We start from the raw sequence: 23752 nt of genomic DNA, 5'->3' as shown, positions 1-23752 counted from the left end.
GAATGGATGAATGAACATCAATTAGATCATGCAAAGGAACTTGCTCGAGGGAAAGTGGATGAGGTAGCAGTATCTTTACAATCTGATGACTCACTAGTGAGTCGGAATGGTAAAAAAGAAAGAAAAAAAATTACAGACGAGAAAATTTTACAGGTTAATAACCTACAAGTTTCCTTTAAAACATATGGTGGAGAAGTAGAAGCAGTAAGAGGGGTCAATTTTGATCTTTACAAGGGTGAGACGTTGGCAATCGTAGGCGAATCTGGTTGTGGGAAAAGTGTCACCTCTAATGCAATTATGGGATTGATACCTGAACCAGCCGGAAGGATTAAGAATGGTAGTATTTTGTTTAAAGGGAAGGCGTTAACAAAGCTCAGCAAATCTGAACTAAGAAAAATCCAAGGTATAGACATATCTATGATTTTTCAAGACCCTATGACTGCGTTAAACCCAACGCTCACTATTGGTGAGCAGTTAACGGAAGGTTTGCGCACCCATAAAAAAATTGGGAAGCATGAAGCAAAATTAAAGGCAATTGAAATGCTTAACCTAGTAGGCATACCAAATCCAATAGAACGGTTAAAGCAATATCCTCACCAATTTTCAGGAGGGATGAGGCAGCGTATTGTTATTGCAATTGCTTTAATTTGTGATCCAGAACTCCTTATAGCAGATGAGCCAACGACCGCTTTAGACGTAACTATACAAGCACAAATATTGGAACTTTTTGAGGAAATTCAAAGGAAAACGGATATTTCCATTATTTTAATCACACATGATTTGGGTGTTGTGGCAAAAATTGCAGACCGCATTGCGGTAATGTACGCTGGTAAAATTGTGGAGATAGGTGATAAAAGAGAAATTTTTTACACTCCACAGCACCCCTATACACAAGGGCTTCTCAATTCTGTTCCACGGTTAGATTTAATGGAGGAGGAGCTACAACCAATAGATGGAACACCACCCGATCTTTTCGCTCCACCAACTGGCTGTCCATTTACTGCTCGTTGCAAATTTGCAATGGAAGTGTGTGATCATGTTTATCCATACACTAGTAAGCTATCAGATGCTCATGCAGTAGATTGTTGGCTTCAGGATGAGAGAGCAAAAGTATTACAAGTACAAAAGTAAAACAGGATGAGGGCGCGCAAGTGCATTCACATATAGAAAACAAAGGGGGAAAATAGGATGAAGAAATGGCTTTCATTATTAATTATGGCTTTGTTTGTTCTTGTGTTAAGCGCGTGTACAGCCAATGAAGAGGCTGGGAAAACACCGACTGAGACAGAGCCGACTACAAAGACAGAAGGTGAAGGAAAAGAAGAACCTGTAGCGGAAACGGAAAAAGTACTTAAGCTAAACAACGGTAACGAACCTACGTCATTTGATCCATCAGTAGGGTTTGATGCGGTATCTTGGAGCGCATTAAACAATTTGATGGAAGGTCTTGTAAGACTAAATAAGGACCATCAAGCAGAAGAAGCTACAGCTGAAAAGATTGACGTATCAGAGGATGGTTTAACATATACATTTACAATTCGTGAGAATGCAAAATGGTCAAATGGAGATCCTGTCGTAGCAGGTGATTTTGTTTATGGCTGGTTGCATATGTTAAATCCTGAAACTGCTTCTCCAGCAGCATTCTTAGCTTACTTCATTGAAGGGGCAGAAGCTTACAATAATGGAGAAGGAGCAGCTGACGCGGTTGCTATTAAAGCAGTTAGCGAGAAAGTATTTGAAGTTAAACTTGCTGCGCCAACAGAGGCATTCTTAAATATTATTACAAATCCAAGCTTCTTCCCTGTAAATGAAAAGGCAGCTACAGAAAACCCTGAATGGTTTACAGAAGCAGAATCATTTGTAGGAAATGGTCCATTTAAATTAGCTAGCTGGGATCACGATGTAAGCTTTACTTTTGAGAAAAATGAGAACTATTGGGATGCAGATACTGTTAAGCTAGACAAGGTTGAGTGGGCAATGATTGATGATTCTAATACGGAGTATCAAATGTATAAAACTGGTGATTTAGACGTTTCAGGTGTACCATCTGAACTTGCAGATCAATTGTTGAACGATCCGGAGTTAAAAAATGAAGACCAAGCAGGTCTGTATTTCTATCGTTTCAACGTTTCTATGGAACCTTTTACAAACAAAAAAATTCGCCAGGCGTTCGGTATGGCTGTTGACCAACAAGAAATAGTAGAATTCGTAACAAAAAATGGTGAAAAAGCAGCAGAAGGATTTGTTCCTTACGGATTTATTGGTCCAGATGGCAAGGAATTTAGAGAGACTGCTGGAAAGCTCATTCAACATGATGCTGAAAAAGCAAAAGCACTTTTAGAAGAAGGTATGAAAGAGGAAGGATACAATGAACTTCCAACAGTAACCTTAACTTATTCAACTAGTGATACTCATAAGAAAATTGCAGAAGCACTTCAAAGTAAGTTCAAAGAAGTTCTTGGAGTGGAAATAGCCCTACAAAATGTAGAGGCAAGCGTGTTTGCTTCAGAACAAAAAGAGTTTAAATATATGTTATCACGCTCTTCGTTCTTATTTGACTATGCAGACCCTGTTAATGCATTAGAAAGCTTTATTACTGGTTCTTCTATGAACCGTACTACTTGGTCTAACCCAGAATTTGATAAATTAATAGCGGATATCAAAAATGAAACAGACCCGCAAAAACGTTGGGATATGCTGATTCAAGCTGATAAATTCCTTATGGAAGAAATGCCGGTTGTTCCTATTCACTATTACAACCAAGTTACGCTTGAGAAGTCCAATGTCAAAGGAATTGTTAGACATCCAGTTGGATACATGGATTTAAAATGGGCAGATAAAGAATAAATAAAGATTTATTCCCTAAAAAAAGATGCGGCACTTTTACGAGTGCCGCCCCTTTTCTTTATAAACAAAGGAGATTATACATATGAAAATAAGACCAAAACGATTAAAAAAAGGGGACACAATTGGGATTATTGCTCCAGCTAGTCCACCTAATATAGATCAACTGAATCGCTCCCTATCGTTTTTAGAGGAATTAGGATTATCTTATAGGATGGGAAAAAGTGTAGAACAAGTTAATGGGTATCTAGCGGGCACAGACGAAGAGCGACTAGAAGATTTACATGAGATGTTCGCGGACCCAAATATAGACGGTATTATATGTGCTTGTGGAGGCTATGGTACGGCAAGGTATGCTGACCAAATAGATTATCAACTAATGAATGAAAACCCTAAAGTTTTCTGGGGTTACTCAGACATTACATATTTACATACTAGCATGAATTTATACTCTGATATCGTTACATTTCACGGCCCTATGTTAGCGTCAGACGTTGGAAAAAGTACATTTAGTGATTTATCTAAAAAAATGTTTCTTCAATTATTCCAGCCAATGGAGCTACATTATACAGAGGATATATCTCCTCTATCAGTTGTTTCGCCTGGAGTCGCTAGAGGAGAACTTGTAGGCGGTAATTTATCACTTCTTGCAAGTGGGATAGGGACTAAATATGAAGTTGATACTCAAGGGAAGCTGTTATTAATAGAGGATATTGGAGAAGAGCCTTACAAGGTGGACGGTATGCTCAATCAACTAAGGTTAGCGGGTAAGCTAAACGCGGCAGCTGGGTTTGTCATTGGAGATTTCTGTGATGCGGAGCCTAAGAGAGGAAAAAAATCATTAACGATGGATGAAGTTTTTAATCATTATTTAGGGGATTTAGGGAAGCCAGCATTAAAAGGTTTTCTGATTGGTCATTGTCAGCCGCACTTTGCAATTCCTTTAGGAGTGGAAGCGGTACTGAATACGGAGAATTTGACGCTAGCAATATTACCTGGAGTTGAGTAAGGGGGGGGTCACGAGTGAAAATACAATCTATTGAGACATTTTATGTGGCAGTGCCACTGACAAAACCTTTTAAAACCGCACTTCGTACGGTCACTACTGCTTATTCCATAGTCGTGAAGGTAACTACCGAAGAAGGAAGAGTGGGCTTTGGGGAGGCTCCTCCAACACATGTAATTACTGGTGATTCTTTGGAAAGTATTCGTTACGCTATAAACGAAGTAATATCCCCACAAGTAATTGGGCTTTCTTTATTAGAGAAAGAGTTAATCTTTCAAAGAATTCATAAAGCTATTGTCAGAAATTCGAGTGCTAAAGCTGCTGTTGATATGGCTATCTTTGATCTCTTGGGTCAATATGCGAAACTACCACTATACCAGTACTTAGGAGGATATCGAAACAAGCTGATTACTGATTTTACAGTAAGCGTTAATGATCCTATTGAGATGGCAGAGGATGCCTATCGTTATGTTGGTCAAGGTTTTCAAACGTTAAAGGTGAAAGTTGGAATAGGTACAATTCAAGAAGACATTAATCGTATTCAGGCTATTAGGAAGCGAGTAGGGAAAGAAATTAAAATTAGATTAGATGCCAATCAGGGCTGGAATGCAAAAGAAGCAGTCCGTGCTATCGGAACAATGGAAGACGCAGGGCTAAATATTGAATTTGTTGAGCAACCAGTATCTTCAGATGATATAGAGGGCTTAAAATACGTAACTGAAAGAACAATCACTCCTATTATGGCGGATGAAAGTGTTTTCTCTGTATATGATGCCAAACGTGTGTTAGACATGCGTGCTGCTGACATGATTAATATTAAATTAATGAAATCTGGCGGTATTCATCAAGCTATAAAGATTAACGCATTAGCAGAGGCAAGTGGAGTTATATGTATGGTAGGCAGCATGATCGAAACTAAATTAGGCATAACAGCAGCTGCTCATTTCGCAGCAAGCCAACCAAATGTTCAATTCTATGATTTCGATGCTCCATTAATGCTTGCAGAGGACATAGTCACTGGTGGTGTAATCTATCAAGCTAGCAGCATGACATTTTCAGAAGGCTATGGATTAGGGATTGAGAGCATAAAAACGGAGGGGGAGAAGCAATGACGTTAGTAAGTAATCATTGGATTTGTGCAGTAAAGGTAGCAACTGTTTGGACAGAGCCTGCTTCTGCTAGAGAAGTAGACAGTCCAGGAATTTCAAATCCTGTTCAGTTAGGAGAGTGGCTAGAAGCTCTTCCATACAAGGAACGTCTTGCTTTATGTGATGAAAATCGTGTTCAAACCCAACTCCTCTATGGTGAGCCGGTTATTGTGGATGAGATAAGTGACGGTTGGGCTAAAATTATCGCAGTGTGGCAACCATCTAAAAAAGATGTAAGAGGATATCCTGGTTGGGTGCCTTTAGTCCAATTAAAAGAAGTAACTGAGGTCGAAAATAAAGGCATTGTCCGAGTGAAGGATAGTAAAACTCAGCTATGGGATATGGAAGAGAAACCCCTACTTGTTCTACCATTTAATGCAATCCTTCCTGTTATATCGGAAACAAGTAGCTATTATAAGGTTCAAGCTCCAAATGGAGAGACATTGCTCCGAAAAGAAAATGTACAATTTGCAGAGTCTATTGAGCAACTACCAAAACTTCCACCAGAGGAAGCGGTGAAGCTGGGAGAATTATATTTAGATTTACCTTATTTATGGGGAGGAATGTCCCCATACGGCTATGATTGCTCTGGTTTTTCATACAATATGTTAAAGGCGTGTGGCTATTTGATCCCTCGTGACGCAAGTGATCAGGCCATAAAAGGAAAAGAAGTGTCGAAGGATGACCCCTCTTTATGGAAAAGAGGAGATTTGTTGTTTTTTGCAAATGATGAAGGAACTGGACCCGTGCGACATGTTGGGTTTTACTATGGGAACGGCCAATTATTACATTCGCCTTCGACAGGTAAGTCGGTGGAGATTTTAGTATTAGAAGGCTCAAAATTAGAAAAAGAGATATGTGCAGTAAGAAGATATGACGGTTAGGGGGGAAACATATGACGGAGAATGTTCTATTATCTGTAAAGGATTTAAAACGTCATTTTGATGTAGGTCAGGGCAGTACATTAAGAGCAGTTGACGGTATTAGCTTTGAAATTTTCAAGGGAGAAACATTTGGCCTAGTTGGGGAATCAGGCTGTGGAAAATCTACTGCTGGTCGCACTATTTTAGGTTTGTATAACCGAACAGAGGGAGATGTGCTGTTCGAAGAGAAAAATGTACATGAAATGAACGATAAAGAACGCAAAAATTATTTAAAGAAAATGCAAATGATATTCCAAGATCCCTATGCATCCTTAAATCCAAGGTCTACTGTTTTAGAAATTATCGCTGAGCCTATGGAAATTCATAAACTATATAACTCTAAAAAAGAGGTAAAAGAAAGGGTTTATGAATTGTTAGAGGATGTTGGTCTTAATCGTGATCATGCCAATCGATATCCCCATGAATTCTCTGGAGGGCAGAGACAACGTATTGGAATTGCTCGAGCCCTTGCTTTAGATCCGGAATTTATCATAGCAGATGAACCAATATCAGCATTGGATGTTTCGGTACAAGCCCAGGTAGTAAAATTATTACAGCGCCTTCAAAAAGAAAAAGGCTTGACCTACTTATTTATAGCGCATGACTTGTCTATGGTTAAATATATTTCTGATCGTATCGGTGTAATGTATTTAGGGCATATGGTTGAGCTGACAACAAGTAGCCAATTATACGATAGCCCATTACATCCTTACACTCAGGCATTGTTGTCCGCTATCCCAATTCCAGATCCGGATATCGAAGAATCTCGTCAACGAATTATCCTTCAAGGTGAGTTGCCAAGTCCGATCAATCCACCGTCAGGCTGTGTATTCCGCACTCGCTGCCCGCACGCTATGGCAATATGTTCAGAGAAAAAGCCGATTTGGCAAGAGCAAGAGCCGGGTCACTTTGTAGCATGTCATCTTTATAATTGATATTTTAAAAACCACCAGTCTAATTAACATTGGATTGGTGGTTTTTATTTACTGAGAACTATATAAATTATGTCCCACAAGCTATAGACCTTTAAGTTTAGCGAAGTTGAGCAGATCAAAAAGATCTTTTAAAGAAAAATTTAATTTTATATATAGGAGTTTGTTCTTCATCCAACATTTATAATGTTGTGGATTGAAGCGACAGGCGACGACTCCAGTGGGGTGATGACTTATCGCTTCCCACGCGGAAAGCGTCCGTATAAAGCGGTAAACCACCATACTTGTTCCAAGTTTTACTTTTTTAGAAATATAAAAAGGTGCTGGAGCTTTTCTATTTTTTTCAAAGTGGTGATCTAGCTTTACAAACATTATCCCTTGATATCAAATAGAAAGGGCTATGGTTGACGGAATCTGCCTTTCATTCTTTCATACGCTATTCCCATGAAAGGAATTAAATTGAAAATTTGTTTGACTCTATGTTAAATCCTAGTGTATTATGTAACTAATACACTAGGATGGTGAGGATGAAATATGAGTCAATGGAAAGGCTTGATTTGGAAAGAATGGATGGCGTATAAATCCTTGCTTTTAATTGGATTACTTATTAATGTACTGGTAGTACTAATGGGCCCATATTTGTTAAAGGTAATCTTCGGAATAGATTTTAGTTTAGGGAATGTACTGCTTGTTTTATCATCGATTTGGGTTTTGGGGCACATTATAGGAATGCCTATTTTATTCTTTGCAAGCTTAGAAAAGGATATGAAACGTTCGGACATGTGGTTTCATTCAAATGCATCTATGTATAAGCTGCTTGGGGCAAAGCTATTTGCATTTTTTGTATTCACCTTTATATCACTTTTAGTTGTCATAATAACTGCAATGATTGGTTATTGGCTTTTCCAACCCTTAGAGGATATTAGTATGGTATGGATTATGAAATTAGAGGTATATTTTTTATTTACTTCAGCTTTTGCAGCACTTACTTTTACTATCGGAATCTTGGTTACTTGGGTGCTTGGCCGACTTTTAAGGCCAATCAATAAAGCGTTATCTAATATAGTATCTATCGTCTTCTTTTTCTTTGCATTCCATAACTACGCAAAATTTACAGAAAGTAAGCTATATGAAACACTAACTAGCTATTGGAAAGTAAACCTGCCTGAGATGAATGTAGGAGAAATTAGCTCCAAAGATTTTTATATGTTTTTAGAGGTTACGGATCACTTTTACGTAGGACAAATTATATTGGAATTTGTTGTTTTTACATGCTTATTTATAATCTCAACATTTGTTTTACAAAGGAAAGTGAGAGGATACACCTATGATTGATTTTCTTCCGGATAAGCCCATCTATCAACAAATCATGGAGAAAATTTTTGGGGATTTATTAAAGGGAAACGTGAAGCCTGGAGATCGTTTACCTTCGGTAAGAGAATATGCACTAGAATTCGGTGTTAATGCCAATACAATGCAACGTGTCTATAAGGAGCTGGAGTTGTTGCACCTAACAGAGACCAAACGAGGGCAGGGGACGTTCGTGACTGAGGATATGCAAAGATTAGAAGAGCTAAGAGAAGAAATGAAGCAGACGCTAGTAACTACATTTCTTCATCAAATGGAGTCATTTGGATTTACAGAAGAGGAGATTATTGTCCAATTATCCTCCCGTAAAAGAGGTGAGTTGAATTGATTGATATAAAAGGGTTAACTAAGAGGTATGGAGGCAAAATAGCGGTAAATGATGTAACAATTTCTTTTGCAAAAGGTAAAATAATTGGTTTAGTCGGTGAAAATGGAAGTGGGAAATCTACACTTTTAAAGCTGATGGCAGGGGTATTGCTTACTAAAAGTGGGTCCATTCAAATTGATGGAGAGCCTGTGTCATATCTCGTAGCTAAAAAAATAGCATATTTACCAGACGCGGATGACGTTTTTCCATATTTCACAGTGAAACAGCTATTTCGATTCTATGATTCTCAGTTCGATGATTTTAGTTATGATAAGGCTTGTATCGTAGCAGATTTTTTACAGCTAGATTTACATGCCCCTTTAAAAAAATTATCAAAGGGAAATCGAGGGCGAGCAAAAATTGCCGCTACACTAGGGAGAGAGGTAGATTATTATCTGCTAGATGAGCCTCTTTCTGGCTTAGACCCAATGGTAAGACAGTCTATTATAAGAGGGTTTATACAGTTTATAGATATAGAGACACAGTCTATAATTTTATCTACTCACGAGCTGAAGGATATGGAACCAATTTTAGATGAAATTGTCGTGATGCGTGAGGGCTCGGTTATTGCTCATGAGTTGGTCGAAGATATAAGAGAATCACAAAGAAAAGATATTACGTCTTGGATGACCAACTTATTCCAAGAACAAAGAGAGAACGAGTTAGAAGCAGCAAAGTCGTATTAAATTTCCAAGAAAAATATAAATGGAATTTTATAGAACTTATTTAGTTTATAGACGTATACCTTAATAAGAACAAAATTATTGATAAGGAAGGTGAATTAAATGGAGAGAAAACCAATAGTAAGACTACAAAATCTTACTAAAGTAATCGGGAAAAAGAAAATTATTGATGATCTTACATTAGATTTATATCCTGGACAAATAACAGGATTTTTAGGGCCGAATGGAGCTGGGAAAACAACCACTATTCGAATGATGACAGGTCTTATGGAGCCGACATCAGGAGAGGTATTTATAGAGGGGAAGCCTATTTCAGAGAATTTTGAGGAGTCCATGAGCAAGGTCGGGGTGATTGTAGAAAACCCTGAAATGTATAAATATATGAGTGGGTATAAGAATTTAGTTCATTTTGCACGAATGAATAAGAATATAACCAAGGAACGCATTGACGAAGTGATTGCTCAGGTAGGACTTCAAAAGCGTATTAACGAAAAGGTATCTACTTATTCTCTAGGAATGAGACAGCGTCTAGGTTTAGCGCAGGCTATCTTACATAAGCCTAAATTTCTCATTTTAGATGAGCCTACCAATGGACTAGATCCAGCAGGTATTCGTGAATTTCGTATGTATTTAAGAAAAATAGCAGTAGAGCAAGGTGTGTCTATCTTTGTTTCAAGTCATCTGCTCGCTGAGATAGAGTTAATGTGCGATAGAATTGCAGTGATTCAAAATGGGAAGCTCTTATCTATTAAAGAGGTAAATGAACAGCAAAAATCTCATTATTACATTGAAGCATCAAATCAAGAAAAGGTAGTAGATTTCTTTAATTATAAGGAAATCACCTTTGAGTCTTTAGGAACTGGCTATGTAATCCCTCTAAACAAAGAAGAAGTTCCTGCTTTTGTTGCAGAAATGATTACAAATGATTTACAAATCTATTCCGTAACACCACATAGAAAAACATTAGAAGATCAATTCTTAGAAATTACAGGAGGTGGGCAAATTGCTGAATCTCGTACGAAATGAGTGGTTAAAGCTTTGGACTAAAAAATCAACATGGGTAATGACTATATTGCTCGTGTTGTTAATGCTTGCTTCGGCTGGTCTTGTAAAATGGGTCTATTCAATAGATATTTCACAGAGTAGTGAAGGAGAAACTATTACTGTAGAAGAGATGACTGCCATTTCTGAGGGTCCTGAACTAACTAAATATAGAACTGATAATAATTTGTCTCCTATCGTCGATGATAGTGCACAAGGGTTTATCAGCGGTCTTCCAAATATGATGTCCGTTGTCACATTATTTACGGTAGTAGTGGCTGGTGGAATAGTAGCTTCTGAATTTTCCCAAGGAACAATTAAAATGTTACTAACGAGACCAATGAAGCGATGGAAAATTCTAACGTCTAAACTAATCACAGTTGGTCTGTTTGCAATTATGATGTCGATAGTTCTTCTTGTTTCGGGAATAATCTTTGGATACATTTTCTTTGATAATATTCCAGGTACGCAGTTAGAGCTAGTCGATGGCAAGGTAGTGGAGGTTTCGTACTGGGGCAGATTATTGCTTTTAACTGCTCTGTCTTTAGTAAATGTATTTGTAATTGGATCCTTAGCTTTTATGATTGGCTCAGTGTTCCGCTCTAGCTCATTAGCAATTGGAATATCTATTTTCCTAATGTTTGCAGGAGTACAAGTAACTCAAATTCTTGCAATGCTGGACTTTGAATTTCCGAAATACATTATATTTGCCAATACAAATTTAAGTCAATTTATCGGAACAAATACACCGCTAATAGAAAGCATGACCTTAAGTTTTTCTATTATAATAATTGTCGTGTATCTGTTAATATTCCTAGTAACAAGCTACTGGTCATTTACAAAACGTGATGTAACGGCGTAATTGCCTATTGCATATTTCAAAAACTTGTAGTATTCTGAATTTAACTTAAGGAAAGGAGTGAGGCATTATGGCTATTGTATATAACACAAAACGAATCAGTAAGTTCATGATGTCCCACTCTGTAATTTTCTAAATGTAGGCTGAATAGGTATTGGTTTGATTGTAAACAGACAATCGAGCTTATTTCTCCATACTTTTTGAAATTTCTTTACTAATGATCGGGAAACCATGATTGCTGATTCGTGCAATCATGGTTTTTTTGTTGCCCAGTATTTCGCCGAATAAAAAATGGCGATTAAAATATTTTTAGGGAAAATTAGGAGGAAATTTAAATTGAATTTAATCGAAAAGTATGGATGGAATAGTAAATGGGAAGAAAAGATGACGAGCAAAGGATTAGTAGGCCGAGTTTTACTCGAGCATAAACATTTATATCGAGTAGTCACAAATGATGGAGAGTGGCTATGCTCCCTTTCAGGTAAGTTTAAATTTGACAACAATCGAGAAGCTTTTCCGGCAGTAGGAGATTGGGTTGTTTTAGAGCAAATGCCAGGAGAAGAGAAAGGGATTATTCAACAGGTTTTACCGAGACAATCGCAATTCTCAAGAAAAGTGGCTGGTACAACTATGGAAATTCAATTGGTTGCAGTGAATGTAGATTATGTGTTTTTAGTGATGTCACTCAACCAAGACTTCAATGTTAGAAGGTTAGAGCGTTACTTACTCGCAGCTTGGGATTCGGGGGCGACACCAGTAGTTGTTCTAACGAAAAAAGATGCTTGTGAGCAATTGGATTATTATATCAATGAAGTCGAATCTATTGCATTTGGCGTCGAAATCTTTGCTGTTTCTAGTGTTACAGGAGAAGGAATAGAAGACTTGGCCGCTCTTCTTGGCGAAGGGAAGACAGGTGCATTACTTGGCTCTTCAGGTGTAGGTAAATCCTCCTTGATAAATGCTCTATCAGGAGAAGAAGTGATGGCGGTTAGTGACATTCGAGAGGATGATAGTAAGGGGCGTCACACAACAACTCATAGAGAGCTTTCTTTGTTACCTGGAGGAGGGCTATTGATAGATACACCAGGGATGAGAGAATTTCAGCTATGGGATTCAAGCGAGGGGATTAGCAACAGCTTCCAAGATATAGAAGAGCTTGCAATGCAGTGTCGATTTAGAGACTGTCAGCATAAAAAAGAGCCTGGCTGTACGATTCAGGAGGCTATTCGTTCTGGTGTGCTAAAAGAGGATCGTTATAGGAGCTATGTAAAATTATTACGTGAACTAGCCCATATGGAACGTAAAAACGACTTGGCTGCACAAAAAACAGAGCGAGATAAATGGAAGCAATTATCTAAAGCCCAAAAAAACAATAAAAAAAGAAAAGTTTAAAGAGGTACTCAATGATTTTATTACTTGATCATCACAATCAATCTGTAGCAGAAGAAATGCTTGAAGTACAGCTTCCGGCTTATCGAAAGGAAGCGGAGATTATCGGTTTTGATGGCATTCCGCAGCTTAAGGAAACTACAGAGGATATTAAAGCTTCTAAAGAAATTTATATAGGAAAGTATGAAAAGGAACAACTGCTTGGTTTTATTTCATATGAAATTAATGGAGATGAAATGGATATCTGTAGGCTAATTGTCCACCCTAATCATTTCAGGAAGGGAATAGCTACTGAGCTGTTAAAATACGTATTGGACCTCGCTCCTGATAGTGTAAGTGTTATAGTAACTACTGGTGCAAAAAATAAACCGGCGCTTACTTTGTACGAAAGACACAACTTTTCCAAAATAAAGGACATTGAAGTAGAGCCTAATTTTTTTATTACACAACTCAAATACAATTCACAAATATAAGAATATAAGTTTCCATTTTGATACAACCTAAAACTACTGACAATAAATGTTGGTAGTTTTTTTGTTGTTTTTATGTTAGGCATATCAATTGCACATACAAAAATTTCGCTATATAATATAGTCAAATATAGTCAAAGTCAGTTTTAATGAGAAGAGGTGAGAGAAGATGAGAAATATATCTGACATTATTGAAGGTTATTTGAAGTCAATTATCGAAGAAGAAAGTAGAGGGCAGATTGAAATAAAGAGAAGTGAAATCGCTGAAAAATTTCACTGTGTCCCCTCGCAAATAAATTATGTTATAAACACTCGATTTACACAGGACCGTGGTTATTTGGTGGAAAGTAAGCGAGGTGGTGGTGGGTATATTCGAATCCTCCGCGTTCGGGCCCATACAAAAGCTGAATTGATTGAGCATATAATACAAAGTCTGGAAGCCGGGGCGTCTGAGTCCGCGACAGAAGATATTGTATTTAGATTATTGGATGAAGAAGTGATAACTAAGCGAGAAGCAAAAATTATTTTAGCAGCCTTAGCCAGAACGACTTTAGCCATCCCACTGCCTGCAAGAGACGATCTAAGAGCACGAATACTTTGTGCGATGCTATTAACGTTAAAATATGAAAAAAGTGAAAAATGAACGGGGTGTTGAAAAGTGATTTGTGAAAATTGTAAGCAAAGACCGGCCAAAGTGACGGTTACACAGGTGCATAACGGAGAACACTTTGAACGACATTATTGTGAGGTTTGTGCAAATAGCCTACACCCGTTTTATGTTGAATATAAACAAGACCCATTATCTCTCCATCAGCTTCTATCTAATTGGTTTAACCACGCGGATCAGCAGATGGTTCAACAAAAACAACAGAAAACACTTGAATGTAATGAATGTGGCTGGTCTATTGAGAGGTTCTTAGAGGAAGGTAAGTTTGGATGCGCTTCTTGTTATGAAAGCTTTCGTCCTCATTTACCCCAAGTTTTAAAACGTCTGCATAATGGCAATACGACACATATTGGAAAAGCACCAGGGGTACTTGGTGAAAAAATAGCTTTAAAGAAAAGAATTGAAGCAATACGTACACAAATGAAGGATGCTGTCGAGCATGAACAATTTGAGGATGCCGCTAAGCTGAGAGATGAAGTAAAAGAACTAGAAAAACAGCTTGTCGAAGGAGGTGGCGACCACTATGTCGGTTGATAACTTTTTAGATAATTCCAGATCTAGTTGGATGGAAGGGGAAGGAGAGCATTCTGACATTGTGATGAGCACAAGGATCCGATTGGCTAGAAATCTGAATGGATTTCGCTTCCCTCTTGCATTTACAGAGGACGAAGCGCATAAAATTGACCAATCTGTTTCAGCCACTTTGTTGGATGCTGCTGATGAAGCATTGCAAATGAAATTTTCCTCCATTCAGATAAAAGATGTATCTGAGCTCGGACGCCAAGTGTTAGTAGAAAAGCATTTGATCAGTCCCAAATTGGCAAATTCTCCGAATACAGGCTCCGTCCTTTTATCGGAGGATGAATCTGTTAGTCTCATGGTAAATGAAGAGGACCATATTAGGATTCAGTGCCTTTTTCCAGGCCTCCAAATTGAAGAGGCTTATAAACGGGCAGATAATATAGATAGCTTATTGGAAAAAGAATTACCTTACGCATTCGATGAACAGTTTGGATATTTAACAAGTTGCCCTACTAATACGGGCACTGGACTTAGGGCATCAGTTATGATGCATTTACCTGCATTAACGAAAACAAAACAAATGAATCGAATAGTAACCATTATTTCTCGACTTGGAATGGTAGTAAGAGGGATATATGGAGAGGGTAGTGAAGCGCTCGGCAATGTTTATCAGGTATCAAATCAAACGACACTTGGTAAGACTGAGGAGGATATACTTGCTGATCTTCAAAGCATTACGGAACAAATTATTCAAAAAGAAAGAGAAGCACGAGATGCACTATTAAAGCATTCTCCCAATACACTAGAGGATCGTCTTTATCGTTCGTTAGGAACCTTATCCTATGCTCGTCTTATGACAACGGAGGAGGCAGCAAGATGCCTATCCGATGTACGCTTAGGGATAGATATTGGACTTATTCAAGATGTGGATATGTCTATCTTAAATGAATGTATGGTTTTTATGCAGCCAGGATTTTTACAAAAGTATGCTGGTACAACTTTAAATGCTTCGGAGCGTGATATGTTTCGAGCTAAGCTGTTAAGGGAACGTTTGCAAAAAGGAGAAAAAGAGAAAACAAAAGGAGAGGAACCTGCATGATGTTTAATCGATTTACGCAAAGATCGCAAAAAGTTTTACAATTAGCTCAAGAAGAGGCTATTCGCTTAAAGCACGAATCTATAGGAACAGAACATATATTACTTGGACTTATTCGAGAGGGCAGTGGTATTGCGGCAAAAGCTTTAGAAGCAATTGAAGTAGATCCAAAAGTAATAGAAGCAGGTATTGAGGAGCTAGTTGGAACTGGGGCAGAGGAAGTCGGCCCTATTGTTCACTATACGCCTCGCGCTAAGAAAGTGATTGAACTTTCAGTGGATGAGTCTAGAAAGCTTGGTCATTCTTATATTGGAACAGAGCATTTACTTCTCGCGTTAATCCGTGAAGGAGAAGGTGTAGCTGCAAGAGTGTTAAACAATGCAGGTGTAAGCTTAAACAAAGCGCGCCAGCAGGTACTTCAATTATTAGGAAGCTCCGATCAATCTCATAGTAATAGCAATTCCAATGGGGTCGCTCCAGCTAGCACGCCTACGTTAGACGGGTTAGCAAGGGATTTAACTCAAATTGCAAGAGAAGGTACGCTAGATCCAGTCATCGGCCGTAGCAAGGAAATTACACGCGTTATAGAAATTTTGGCTCGTCGTACGAAAAACAATCCAGTTCTTATAGGAGAACCAGGTGTTGGTAAAACTGCAATTGCAGAAGGTCTTGCTCAACAAATTGTACAAAATGAGGTACCGGAAATATTAAGAGATAAACGTGTTATGACTTTAGACATGGGTACGGTTGTTGCTGGTACTAAATATCGTGGAGAATTCGAAGACCGCTTGAAAAAAGTAATGGATGAAATTCGCCAAGCAGGGAATGTCATTCTATTCATCGACGAACTTCATACATTAATTGGTGCTGGTGGAGCAGAAGGTGCGATCGATGCCTCTAATATTTTGAAGCCTGCTCTAGCTCGTGGAGAGATTCAATGTATCGGTGCAACTACTTTAGATGAGTATCGCAAATATATTGAAAAAGATGCTGCACTGGAACGTCGCTTCCAGCCGATTCAAGTTGACGAGCCTTCTGCTGAAGAAGCGATACAAATTATCTATGGATTACGTGACCGCTATGAAGCGCATCACCGAGTGAAAATTACAGATGAGGCAGTAGAAGCAGCTGTTAAAATGTCAGACCGTTACATTTCAGACCGTTTCTTGCCTGATAAAGCGATAGACTTAATCGATGAGGCTGGTTCTAAGGTACGACTTCGTTCCTATACAACTCCTCCTAATTTAAAAGAATTAGAAGCTAAGTTAGAAGCTGTTCGTTCTGAGAAAAATGCAGCTGTTCAAAGCCAGGAATTTGAAAAAGCAGCATCTTTCCGTGATAAAGAACAGAAGATAAAAGATAAATTAGAAACAATGAAAAACACTTGGAAAGAAAAACAAGGCAAAGAAGAATCAGAAGTTACTGTAGAGGATATTGCCTCTGTTGTCTCTATGTGGACGGGAATCCCTGTTTCCAAGCTTGCTCAAACAGAATCTGAGAAATTATTAAAACTAGAAGACAAATTACATGAACGAGTTATAGGTCAAAAAGAAGCTGTAGATGCTATTTCTCGTGCTATCCGTCGTGCTCGCGCAGGGCTAAAAGATCCTAAGCGTCCAATCGGTTCGTTTATCTTCTTAGGTCCTACAGGAGTAGGTAAAACAGAACTAGCTCGCGCATTGGCAGAGGTAATGTTCGGGGACGAGGATGCAATGATTCGAGTAGACATGTCTGAGTACATGGAAAAACACTCTACTTCTCGTTTAGTAGGTTCACCTCCTGGATATGTAGGTTTCGATGATGGTGGTCAATTAACGGAAAAAGTTCGTCGCAAGCCGTATTCGGTTATTCTTTTAGATGAAATCGAAAAAGCACATCCAGATGTCTTCAACATCCTTCTACAAGTATTAGAAGATGGTCGTTTAACAGATTCTAAAGGACGTACGGTGGACTTCCGTAATACAGTAGTAATTATGACGTCAAATGTTGGAGCTGACGCACTTAAATACAATAAGCATGTAGGATTTAATCTACAAGAGGCTGGAAAAACGGATTACAAAGATATGAAAGGTAAAATGCTTGAAGAATTGAAAAAAGCATTCCGCCCAGAATTCTTAAACCGTTTGGATGAAATGATTGTGTTCCACTCATTAGAAAAAGAACACTTAAAACAAATAGTGACATTAATGACAGAACAGCTAGCGAAGCGTCTAAAAGAACAAGGAATAGAGCTAGTGCTTACGGAAGCTGCCCAAGACAAAATTACTACCGAAGGTTACGATCCAACATACGGAGCACGTCCGTTGCGCCGTGCATTACAAAAACATGTGGAGGATCGCCTTTCAGAGGAATTGTTGAAAGGGGAAGTTTTAACGGGTCAGCGTGTAGTATTTGATGTAGAAAATGACGAATTTGTTGTTCGTACAACAGAACCTGTCACAGAAAGTTAATAATATAGGCATTCCGAGATTACCGGAATGCCTTTTTTACAGGTTAAGAAAGTTTATGATTTTTGTGTAAAGTATTTGTCTAGCTCCAGCACCTAGCCACTAGAGGTCAAATGGAAAAAAGCTGCTCATCCGCTTTTCTCCATTTTGTTGTCGTGGCAGACATAGGCGCTTGTGCTTTTCTTAATAGGAGGTTCATATGGCTAAAAAGAAAACAAAATTTATGTGTAACTCTTGCGGCTACGAGGCTGCCAAATGGATGGGTAGATGTCCGGGGTGTGGAGAATGGAACACTATGGTGGAAGAGGTAGAGGTAGTCTCTAAGGGACCTAGACATTCCTTTCAGCATTCGTCTGGAGTCACTCAAAAAGCAACCCCAATCATATCCATTGAAACAGTCGAGGAACCACGTGTACAAACTGATTTAGTAGAATTGAATCGTGTATTAGGCGGAGGAATTGTGCCAGGCTCCCTAGTTTTAATTGGGGGAGATCCAGGTATAGGTAAATCAACGCTTCTTTTACAAGTTTCTGCTCTTCTTGCGAATAAAGGGGAAAGAGTACTCTATATATCAGGAGAAGAATCAATCCGCCAGACAAAACTCCGAGCGGAACGTTTAGGAGTCACTTCAAATGAACTTTATATTTATTCGGAAACCAATTTAGAGCTGATCAATGAAACGATTGAACAAGTAAGCCCACGGTTTGTAATAGTGGATTCTATCCAAACGGTTCATCATCCAGAGGTAACAAGTGCCCCAGGAAGTGTATCCCAAGTGCGTGAAAGTACAGCTGAGCTAATGCGGATTGCGAAAACTAAAAATATTGCCATTTTCTTGGTGGGACATGTAACTAAGGAAGGCCAAATTGCTGGTCCAAGAATACTCGAGCATATGGTAGATACTGTTTTATACTTTGAGGGAGAACGTCATCATAATCATCGCATATTGCGATCACAAAAAAATAGATTTGGTTCTACCAATGAGATTGCTATTTTTGAGATGGTGCAACAGGGTTTAAGGGAAGTACTTAACCCATCTGAATTATTTTTACAGGAGCGTTCCCAGGGAGCGGCTGGATCTGCCATTGTTGCCTCAATGGAAGGGACAAGACCGATTTTAGTAGAGATTCAAGCGCTTGTGACACAATCGAGCTTTAATTATCCAAAAAGGATGGCCACAGGGATTGATCAAAATCGAATTTCTTTATTAATGGCCGTGCTAGAAAAACGCATGGGACTGCTACTTCAAACGCAGGATGCCTACATAAAAGTTGCCGGTGGAGTAAAATTAGACGAACCTGCCATCGATTTAGCCGTCCTAGTAAGTATCGTATCTAGTTTTAGAGATACGGGTGCTGCTCCAACCGACTGTTTTATAGGTGAGGTAGGATTAACAGGAGAAGTAAGAAGAGTATCTAGGATTGAACAAAGAGTGCAAGAGGCAGCTAAGCTAGGCTTTAAACGAGCAATTATCCCTGCATCTAATATGGGGGGCTGGGATTATCCGAAGGGTCTGCAGGTTATTGGAGTAGAGTCTGTAAACCAGGTGATGAAAGAAGCCTTTTCATAAAAAGAAATAAGATGTTGCGGGGGAATAAAGTATTCAAGTTTAACTCTTGTTTTAACTGGGTGTACTCATAGATTTAAAAGTAACAGATAGGTAATCCTTTGCTTTGGTTGTACACGTTAGAGTGTCAATCTGACATTTTCATGTTAGTTTAGCGGGCAAGGGATAACCTTCTTCCTTGCGACTTATTAGACGTATAGGGAAAACAGGAAGTATAATAAAATTTAAATGGAGGTGGAAAATTTGTTAAAGTGGATTATCCAAATTGCTTTTGTATTGATAGGTGGAACATTAGGGTTGCTATTCTTACCGCACTTATATGAACTAATCAATTTATCCGACAACCCTTTGATTAATAATTTATATGTTTCCGTAATAATCGGAGCAATCATGCTGTATGTGGCTGCCCTATTTTTAACAGATTACTTAATACATTTTATCAAATGGATGGAAGAAAGGCTTTTAAAGGCCCCAATCGGAGATTTGTTATTTGGGACACTAGGGATGGTAATCGGGTTAGTGGTAGCTTTCTTCCTTGGCTCGGCTGTATCAACTATTGAGCTACCAGTCATTCGTTCGGTTGCCCCTGTTCTCTTAACCATTATTTTAGGATATCTAGGTTTCCAGGTAGGATACAAAAAGAGAGACGAATTGCTACACGTGTTCACCCCGTCCTCTAAACTACCTTCTTTGAAGAAAAAAACAGCTGAGGAGGAAGCCAAGGAACTTCCGTTGGGTACCTATAAGCTGCTAGACACGAGTGTCATTATTGATGGAAGAATAGCAGATATATCGGAAACGGGCTTTATGGAAGGTGTGCTAGTAGTTCCTCAATTTGTTTTAACGGAGCTTCAGCATATCGCAGATTCTTCTGATACGTTAAAAAGAACAAGAGGACGAAGAGGTCTAGATGTTTTAAACAAATTGAAGGATGAAAGAAGCACTGCGGTTTTAATAGTGGAGGAAGACTTTGATGATGTTCAAGAGGTCGACTTAAAGCTAATGCGTCTAGCCAAAAAAATGGGTGGCGTAGTAGTAACCAATGATTTTAATTTAAACAAAGTATGTGAATTGCATCAAGTGCGGGTATTGAATATTAATGACTTAGCTAATGCTGTCAAACCCGTAGTTATTCCCGGGGAAATAATGCATGTTGTTGTGATTAAAGATGGAAAAGAGCATAATCAAGGTGTAGCTTATTTAGATGATGGCACGATGATTGTAGTTGAAGGTGGTAAAGCGTTCATCGGACAAGCGATTAATGTGGAAGTGACAAGTGTCCTTCAAACATCGGCAGGACGAATGATCTTTGCGAAACCACAGGAAACGAAATAAGTAGTAAGGGGTGTTTCCTTTTAGGAGCATACCCTTTTTCTTTGTAACGGAGGAGGAAAACGAAATGGCTTACACAGTAATCTTACCAGCTGCGGGAAGTGGCAAAAGAATGGGAGCAGAGCATAACAAGCTTTTTATAGAATTAAAAAATATACCTGTACTAATACATACCCTCCGCGTATTTGAACGAGATCCCCAATGTGCTCATATTGTTTTAGCGGTAAAAAAAGATGAACAATCATATATAGAGCAGCTTCTTCTGCAATATTCTATTCAAAAGGTTGCGGCAATAACTGAAGGAGGAGCAGAAAGGCAGCACAGTGTGTATGCAGGCTTGAAGGCAAGTCCCTCTAAAGAAGTTGTGTTAGTACATGACGCTGCTAGACCTTTCATCCATCAAGACGTTATCCATCGTCTAGTACAGGCCGCAGAAAAATTTGGAGCCGCTGTAGCAGCAGTTCGTGCCAAAGATACGATGAAAAAAGTTCAAAATGGTATAATACAGGAAACGGTTGAACGAGAGAGCCTATGGATCATCCAGACTCCACAGGCTTTTCAATATAACATATTGGAAAAAGCCGAAAGAATGGCAGAGCTAGAGTCCTTTTTAGGAACAGACGAGGCCATGTTGGTAGAAAGACAAGGTGAAAAGGTTCACATCGTGGAGAGCACCTATGATAACGTAAAGGTTACCACTCAAGAGGATCTCCTTTTTGGAGAAGTAATTTTAAATAAACGAAAGCAGGAGGAACAATAAATTGTTAAGAATTGGACAAGGCTTTGACGTACATGAATTTGCAGACAATCGCCCATTAATAATAGGAGGAATCACGATACCCTATGAAAGAGGGCTAATTGGTCACTCGGATGCGGATGTATTGCTTCATACAATTACAGATGCAGCGCTAGGAGCTATTGGAGAGGGAGATATTGGCAGACATTTCCCTGACACCGATCCCGATTTTAAAGATGCAGATTCCGCTAAATTACTCGAGCATATATGGAAGCTAGTAGATGCGCGAGGCTACAAGCTTGGAAATGTAGATTGCACTATTATTGCTCAGAAGCCTAAAATGGCTCCTTACATTGAGGAAATCCGCGCCAAAGTTGCAGAGCTTTTGCAAGCTGATGTGTCACAAGTCAACGTGAAGGCGACGACTACTGAAAAGTTAGGATTTACTGGACGAGAGGAAGGAATTGCATCTTTAGCTACCATCCTTTTATTGAAAAAAGACTAACTTTAAAAAAACTACTGGCAGTGGTAGAATAGATAAAGTTTACTACTTTAGCAGACAGGCAAAAGTAAAGATATGCCTTGCCTTAAAAACTGATTGATTCCACTTTCCAGACGAAGGTTTAATTTAAACGCAAGATAACTAGGAGGATTTATAATGACACAAGAAGTTCGCGTACGCTATGCACCAAGTCCTACAGGAAATCTCCATATTGGAGGGGCACGTACAGCATTATTCAATTATTTATTTGCTCGCCACCATAACGGGAAATTTATTGTCCGTATAGAAGACACAGATATTGAGCGTAATATTGAAGGCGGAGAATTATCGCAGCTGGATAACTTAAAGTGGTTAGGAATGGAATACGACGAATCTGTAGATATCGGTGGACCTTATGCGCCTTATCGACAAATGGAGCGTTTAGATATTTACACAAAATATGCGGAAGAAATGCTAGAAAAAGGACATGCTTATAAATGCTTCTGTACTTCAGAGGAATTAGAAGCTGACCGTGAGAAACAAAAAGAAAATGGTGTGGCTGCACCGATGTATAACGGAAAATGCAGACATTTATCTAAAGAAGAAGTGCAAGAGAAGGAAGCGGCTGGAATGCCTTATACTATCCGTATGCGTGTGCCTGAAAATGTAACGTATACGTTTGAAGATTTAGTTCGTGGATCTGTTTCCTTTGAATCGAAAGACGTTGGAGACTGGGTACTTGTAAAAGCTAATGGCATCCCAACGTATAACTACGCAGTAGTATTAGATGATCACTTAATGGAAATTTCACATGTATTCCGAGGAGAAGAGCATTTATCAAATACTCCAAAACAATTAATGGTGTTTGATGTATTTGGCTGGGAGTATCCACAATATGGTCATATGACTTTAATCATTAATGAGAGTCGTAAGAAATTATCAAAACGTGATGAATCGATTATTCAATTTGTTGCACAATATAAAGACCTAGGTTATCTTCCAGAAGCTATGTTTAACTTCTTTGCTCTATTAGGATGGTCTCCTGAAGGAGAGGAAGAGATTTTCTCTAAGGAAGAATTCATCAAGCTATTTGACGTGACTCGTCTTTCAAAATCACCATCTATGTTTGATAAGCAAAAATTAACATGGATGAATAATCAATATATTAAACAGCTACCACTTGAAAAAGTAGTAGAGCTTGCCTTGCCACATCTGCAAAAAGAGGGTCTTCTTCCTGCAGAATTGTCAGAGGAGCAACAATTATGGGCAACTAATTTAATAGCCCTCTATCACGATCAAATGAGTTTTGGAGCAGAAATTATTGAATTGTCATCATTGTTCTTCAACGACGACGTTGCATATAATGAAGAAGCTCTAGAAGTTTTGACTGGCGAACAAGTTCCGGAAGTCATGACTGCATTTAAAGCACAGCTAGAGAGCTTAGATACTTTTGAGGCAGCTGAGATTAAAGCGTCTATTAAAGCGGTCCAAAAGGAAACTGGACATAAAGGAAAAAACCTATTTATGCCTATCCGTGTCGTAACAACTGGTCAGACGCATGGTCCAGAATTAGCAGATGCGATCAGCTTAATAGGAAAAGAAAAAGTAATAGCTAGAGTTTCTAAATACGCAAAACAATAAAATTGACTTTTCCACTGCAAGGTGTGAAAATGAGTGTACAATTCTTGAACGAAATAAGAAAGCTAAGAAGAGGAGAAGTACGTAACGCAAGTTCTTTAGAGAGGACCATCACCGGCTGAAAGTGGTCTGAACCAATGAGTTATGGAAATGCACCTCAGAGCGCCATGCCGAACTATGAGTAGGCTGGACGTATCATCTGCGTTAAAGATGTGAAGCGGGAAAGAGTATGTGTA

Annotated in this window: 22 protein-coding genes and 1 other annotated feature (1 of these 23 cut by a window edge); all 22 genes read left to right on the top strand. The window is 38.7% G+C overall.

The window, feature by feature from the left end; genetic code table 11:
• The first annotated feature begins 6 nt into the window (after positions 1-6).
• Positions 7-1131: an ABC transporter ATP-binding protein gene (locus ACQKNZ_RS17190; RefSeq protein WP_144540889.1), complete on the top strand. Its 1125-nt coding sequence runs from the start codon at positions 7-9 to the stop codon at positions 1129-1131.
• Between the two features lie 57 nt (positions 1132-1188).
• Positions 1189-2847: a peptide ABC transporter substrate-binding protein gene (locus ACQKNZ_RS17185; RefSeq protein WP_427660844.1), complete on the top strand. Its 1659-nt coding sequence runs from the start codon at positions 1189-1191 to the stop codon at positions 2845-2847.
• 82 nt (positions 2848-2929) lie between these two features.
• Positions 2930-3853, top strand: coding sequence for a S66 peptidase family protein (locus ACQKNZ_RS17180; RefSeq protein WP_154312058.1), 924 nt, complete (start codon positions 2930-2932; stop codon positions 3851-3853).
• A 14-nt stretch (positions 3854-3867) separates the two neighbouring features.
• A complete protein-coding gene (locus ACQKNZ_RS17175) occupies positions 3868-4962 on the top strand; it encodes a mandelate racemase/muconate lactonizing enzyme family protein (RefSeq protein ID WP_154312059.1) in 1095 nt (364 codons plus the stop codon).
• Entirely contained in the window at positions 4959-5882 is a 924-nt protein-coding gene (locus ACQKNZ_RS17170) for an NlpC/P60 family protein (RefSeq protein WP_427660841.1), read from the top strand. The genes ACQKNZ_RS17175 and ACQKNZ_RS17170 overlap by 4 nt, the downstream gene beginning before the upstream one ends.
• Before the next feature lie 11 nt (positions 5883-5893).
• Positions 5894-6856 (top strand): ABC transporter ATP-binding protein, encoded by a 963-nt coding sequence (locus ACQKNZ_RS17165; RefSeq protein WP_427660839.1) that lies wholly within the window; start codon positions 5894-5896, stop codon positions 6854-6856.
• Between the two features lie 531 nt (positions 6857-7387).
• Positions 7388-8188 (top strand): hypothetical protein, encoded by an 801-nt coding sequence (locus ACQKNZ_RS17160; protein WP_427660837.1) that lies wholly within the window; start codon positions 7388-7390, stop codon positions 8186-8188.
• Positions 8181-8549, top strand: coding sequence for a GntR family transcriptional regulator (locus ACQKNZ_RS17155; protein ID WP_144540902.1), 369 nt, complete (start codon positions 8181-8183; stop codon positions 8547-8549). The genes ACQKNZ_RS17160 and ACQKNZ_RS17155 overlap by 8 nt, the downstream gene beginning before the upstream one ends.
• Positions 8546-9274 carry an ATP-binding cassette domain-containing protein gene (locus ACQKNZ_RS17150; RefSeq protein WP_427660835.1) on the top strand — a complete coding sequence of 243 codons (729 nt, stop codon included), beginning with the start codon at positions 8546-8548 and terminating at the stop codon, positions 9272-9274. Before ACQKNZ_RS17155 ends, ACQKNZ_RS17150 begins: the two co-directional genes overlap by 4 nt.
• Positions 9275-9373: 99 nt before the next feature.
• A complete protein-coding gene (locus ACQKNZ_RS17145; RefSeq protein ID WP_144540906.1) occupies positions 9374-10297 on the top strand; it encodes an ABC transporter ATP-binding protein in 924 nt (307 codons plus the stop codon).
• Positions 10275-11174: an ABC transporter permease gene (locus ACQKNZ_RS17140; RefSeq protein ID WP_144540909.1), complete on the top strand. Its 900-nt coding sequence runs from the start codon at positions 10275-10277 to the stop codon at positions 11172-11174. Before ACQKNZ_RS17145 ends, ACQKNZ_RS17140 begins: the two co-directional genes overlap by 23 nt.
• A 381-nt stretch (positions 11175-11555) precedes the next feature.
• The gene (rsgA, locus tag ACQKNZ_RS17135; protein WP_144541042.1) at positions 11556-12563 is read left to right on the top strand and encodes a ribosome small subunit-dependent GTPase A; all 1008 of its coding nucleotides are present in this window, start codon (positions 11556-11558) and stop codon (positions 12561-12563) included.
• Positions 12564-12574: 11 nt separating this feature from the next.
• On the top strand, positions 12575-13033 hold the full coding sequence (locus tag ACQKNZ_RS17130; protein WP_144540910.1) for a GNAT family N-acetyltransferase: 459 nt from the start codon (positions 12575-12577) through the stop codon (positions 13031-13033).
• Between the two features lie 166 nt (positions 13034-13199).
• Positions 13200-13673, top strand: a complete 474-nt coding sequence (locus ACQKNZ_RS17125; protein WP_144540913.1) for a CtsR family transcriptional regulator — start codon at positions 13200-13202, stop codon at positions 13671-13673.
• A gap of 15 nt (positions 13674-13688) precedes the next feature.
• Positions 13689-14231, top strand: coding sequence for a UvrB/UvrC motif-containing protein (locus ACQKNZ_RS17120; protein WP_144540914.1), 543 nt, complete (start codon positions 13689-13691; stop codon positions 14229-14231).
• Positions 14221-15318, top strand: coding sequence for a protein arginine kinase (locus ACQKNZ_RS17115; RefSeq protein ID WP_144540916.1), 1098 nt, complete (start codon positions 14221-14223; stop codon positions 15316-15318). Before ACQKNZ_RS17120 ends, ACQKNZ_RS17115 begins: the two co-directional genes overlap by 11 nt.
• Positions 15315-17765 carry an ATP-dependent Clp protease ATP-binding subunit gene (locus tag ACQKNZ_RS17110; RefSeq protein WP_151112030.1) on the top strand — a complete coding sequence of 817 codons (2451 nt, stop codon included), beginning with the start codon at positions 15315-15317 and terminating at the stop codon, positions 17763-17765. Before ACQKNZ_RS17115 ends, ACQKNZ_RS17110 begins: the two co-directional genes overlap by 4 nt.
• Positions 17766-17961: 196 nt before the next feature.
• Entirely contained in the window at positions 17962-19332 is a 1371-nt protein-coding gene (gene radA, locus ACQKNZ_RS17105) for a DNA repair protein RadA (RefSeq protein ID WP_144540919.1), read from the top strand.
• Positions 19333-19572: 240 nt separating this feature from the next.
• Positions 19573-20664 carry a PIN/TRAM domain-containing protein gene (locus ACQKNZ_RS17100; RefSeq protein WP_144540921.1) on the top strand — a complete coding sequence of 364 codons (1092 nt, stop codon included), beginning with the start codon at positions 19573-19575 and terminating at the stop codon, positions 20662-20664.
• 64 nt (positions 20665-20728) lie between these two features.
• Positions 20729-21421 carry a 2-C-methyl-D-erythritol 4-phosphate cytidylyltransferase gene (ispD, locus tag ACQKNZ_RS17095; protein WP_151112034.1) on the top strand — a complete coding sequence of 231 codons (693 nt, stop codon included), beginning with the start codon at positions 20729-20731 and terminating at the stop codon, positions 21419-21421.
• Position 21422: 1 nt separating this feature from the next.
• Positions 21423-21902 carry a 2-C-methyl-D-erythritol 2,4-cyclodiphosphate synthase gene (gene ispF / locus ACQKNZ_RS17090; RefSeq protein ID WP_144540925.1) on the top strand — a complete coding sequence of 160 codons (480 nt, stop codon included), beginning with the start codon at positions 21423-21425 and terminating at the stop codon, positions 21900-21902.
• A 153-nt stretch (positions 21903-22055) separates the two neighbouring features.
• Positions 22056-23519, top strand: coding sequence for a glutamate--tRNA ligase (gene gltX, locus ACQKNZ_RS17085; protein WP_427660828.1), 1464 nt, complete (start codon positions 22056-22058; stop codon positions 23517-23519).
• 55 nt (positions 23520-23574) lie between these two features.
• Positions 23575-23752 (top strand) — a binding site (T-box leader); it runs 43 nt beyond the window's last position.

This window comes from Psychrobacillus sp. NPDC093200 (assembly GCF_050280345.1).
Lineage (GTDB): Bacteria > Bacillota > Bacilli > Bacillales_A > Planococcaceae > Psychrobacillus > Psychrobacillus faecigallinarum.
This window is presented reverse-complemented; position numbering and strand designations above follow the sequence as displayed.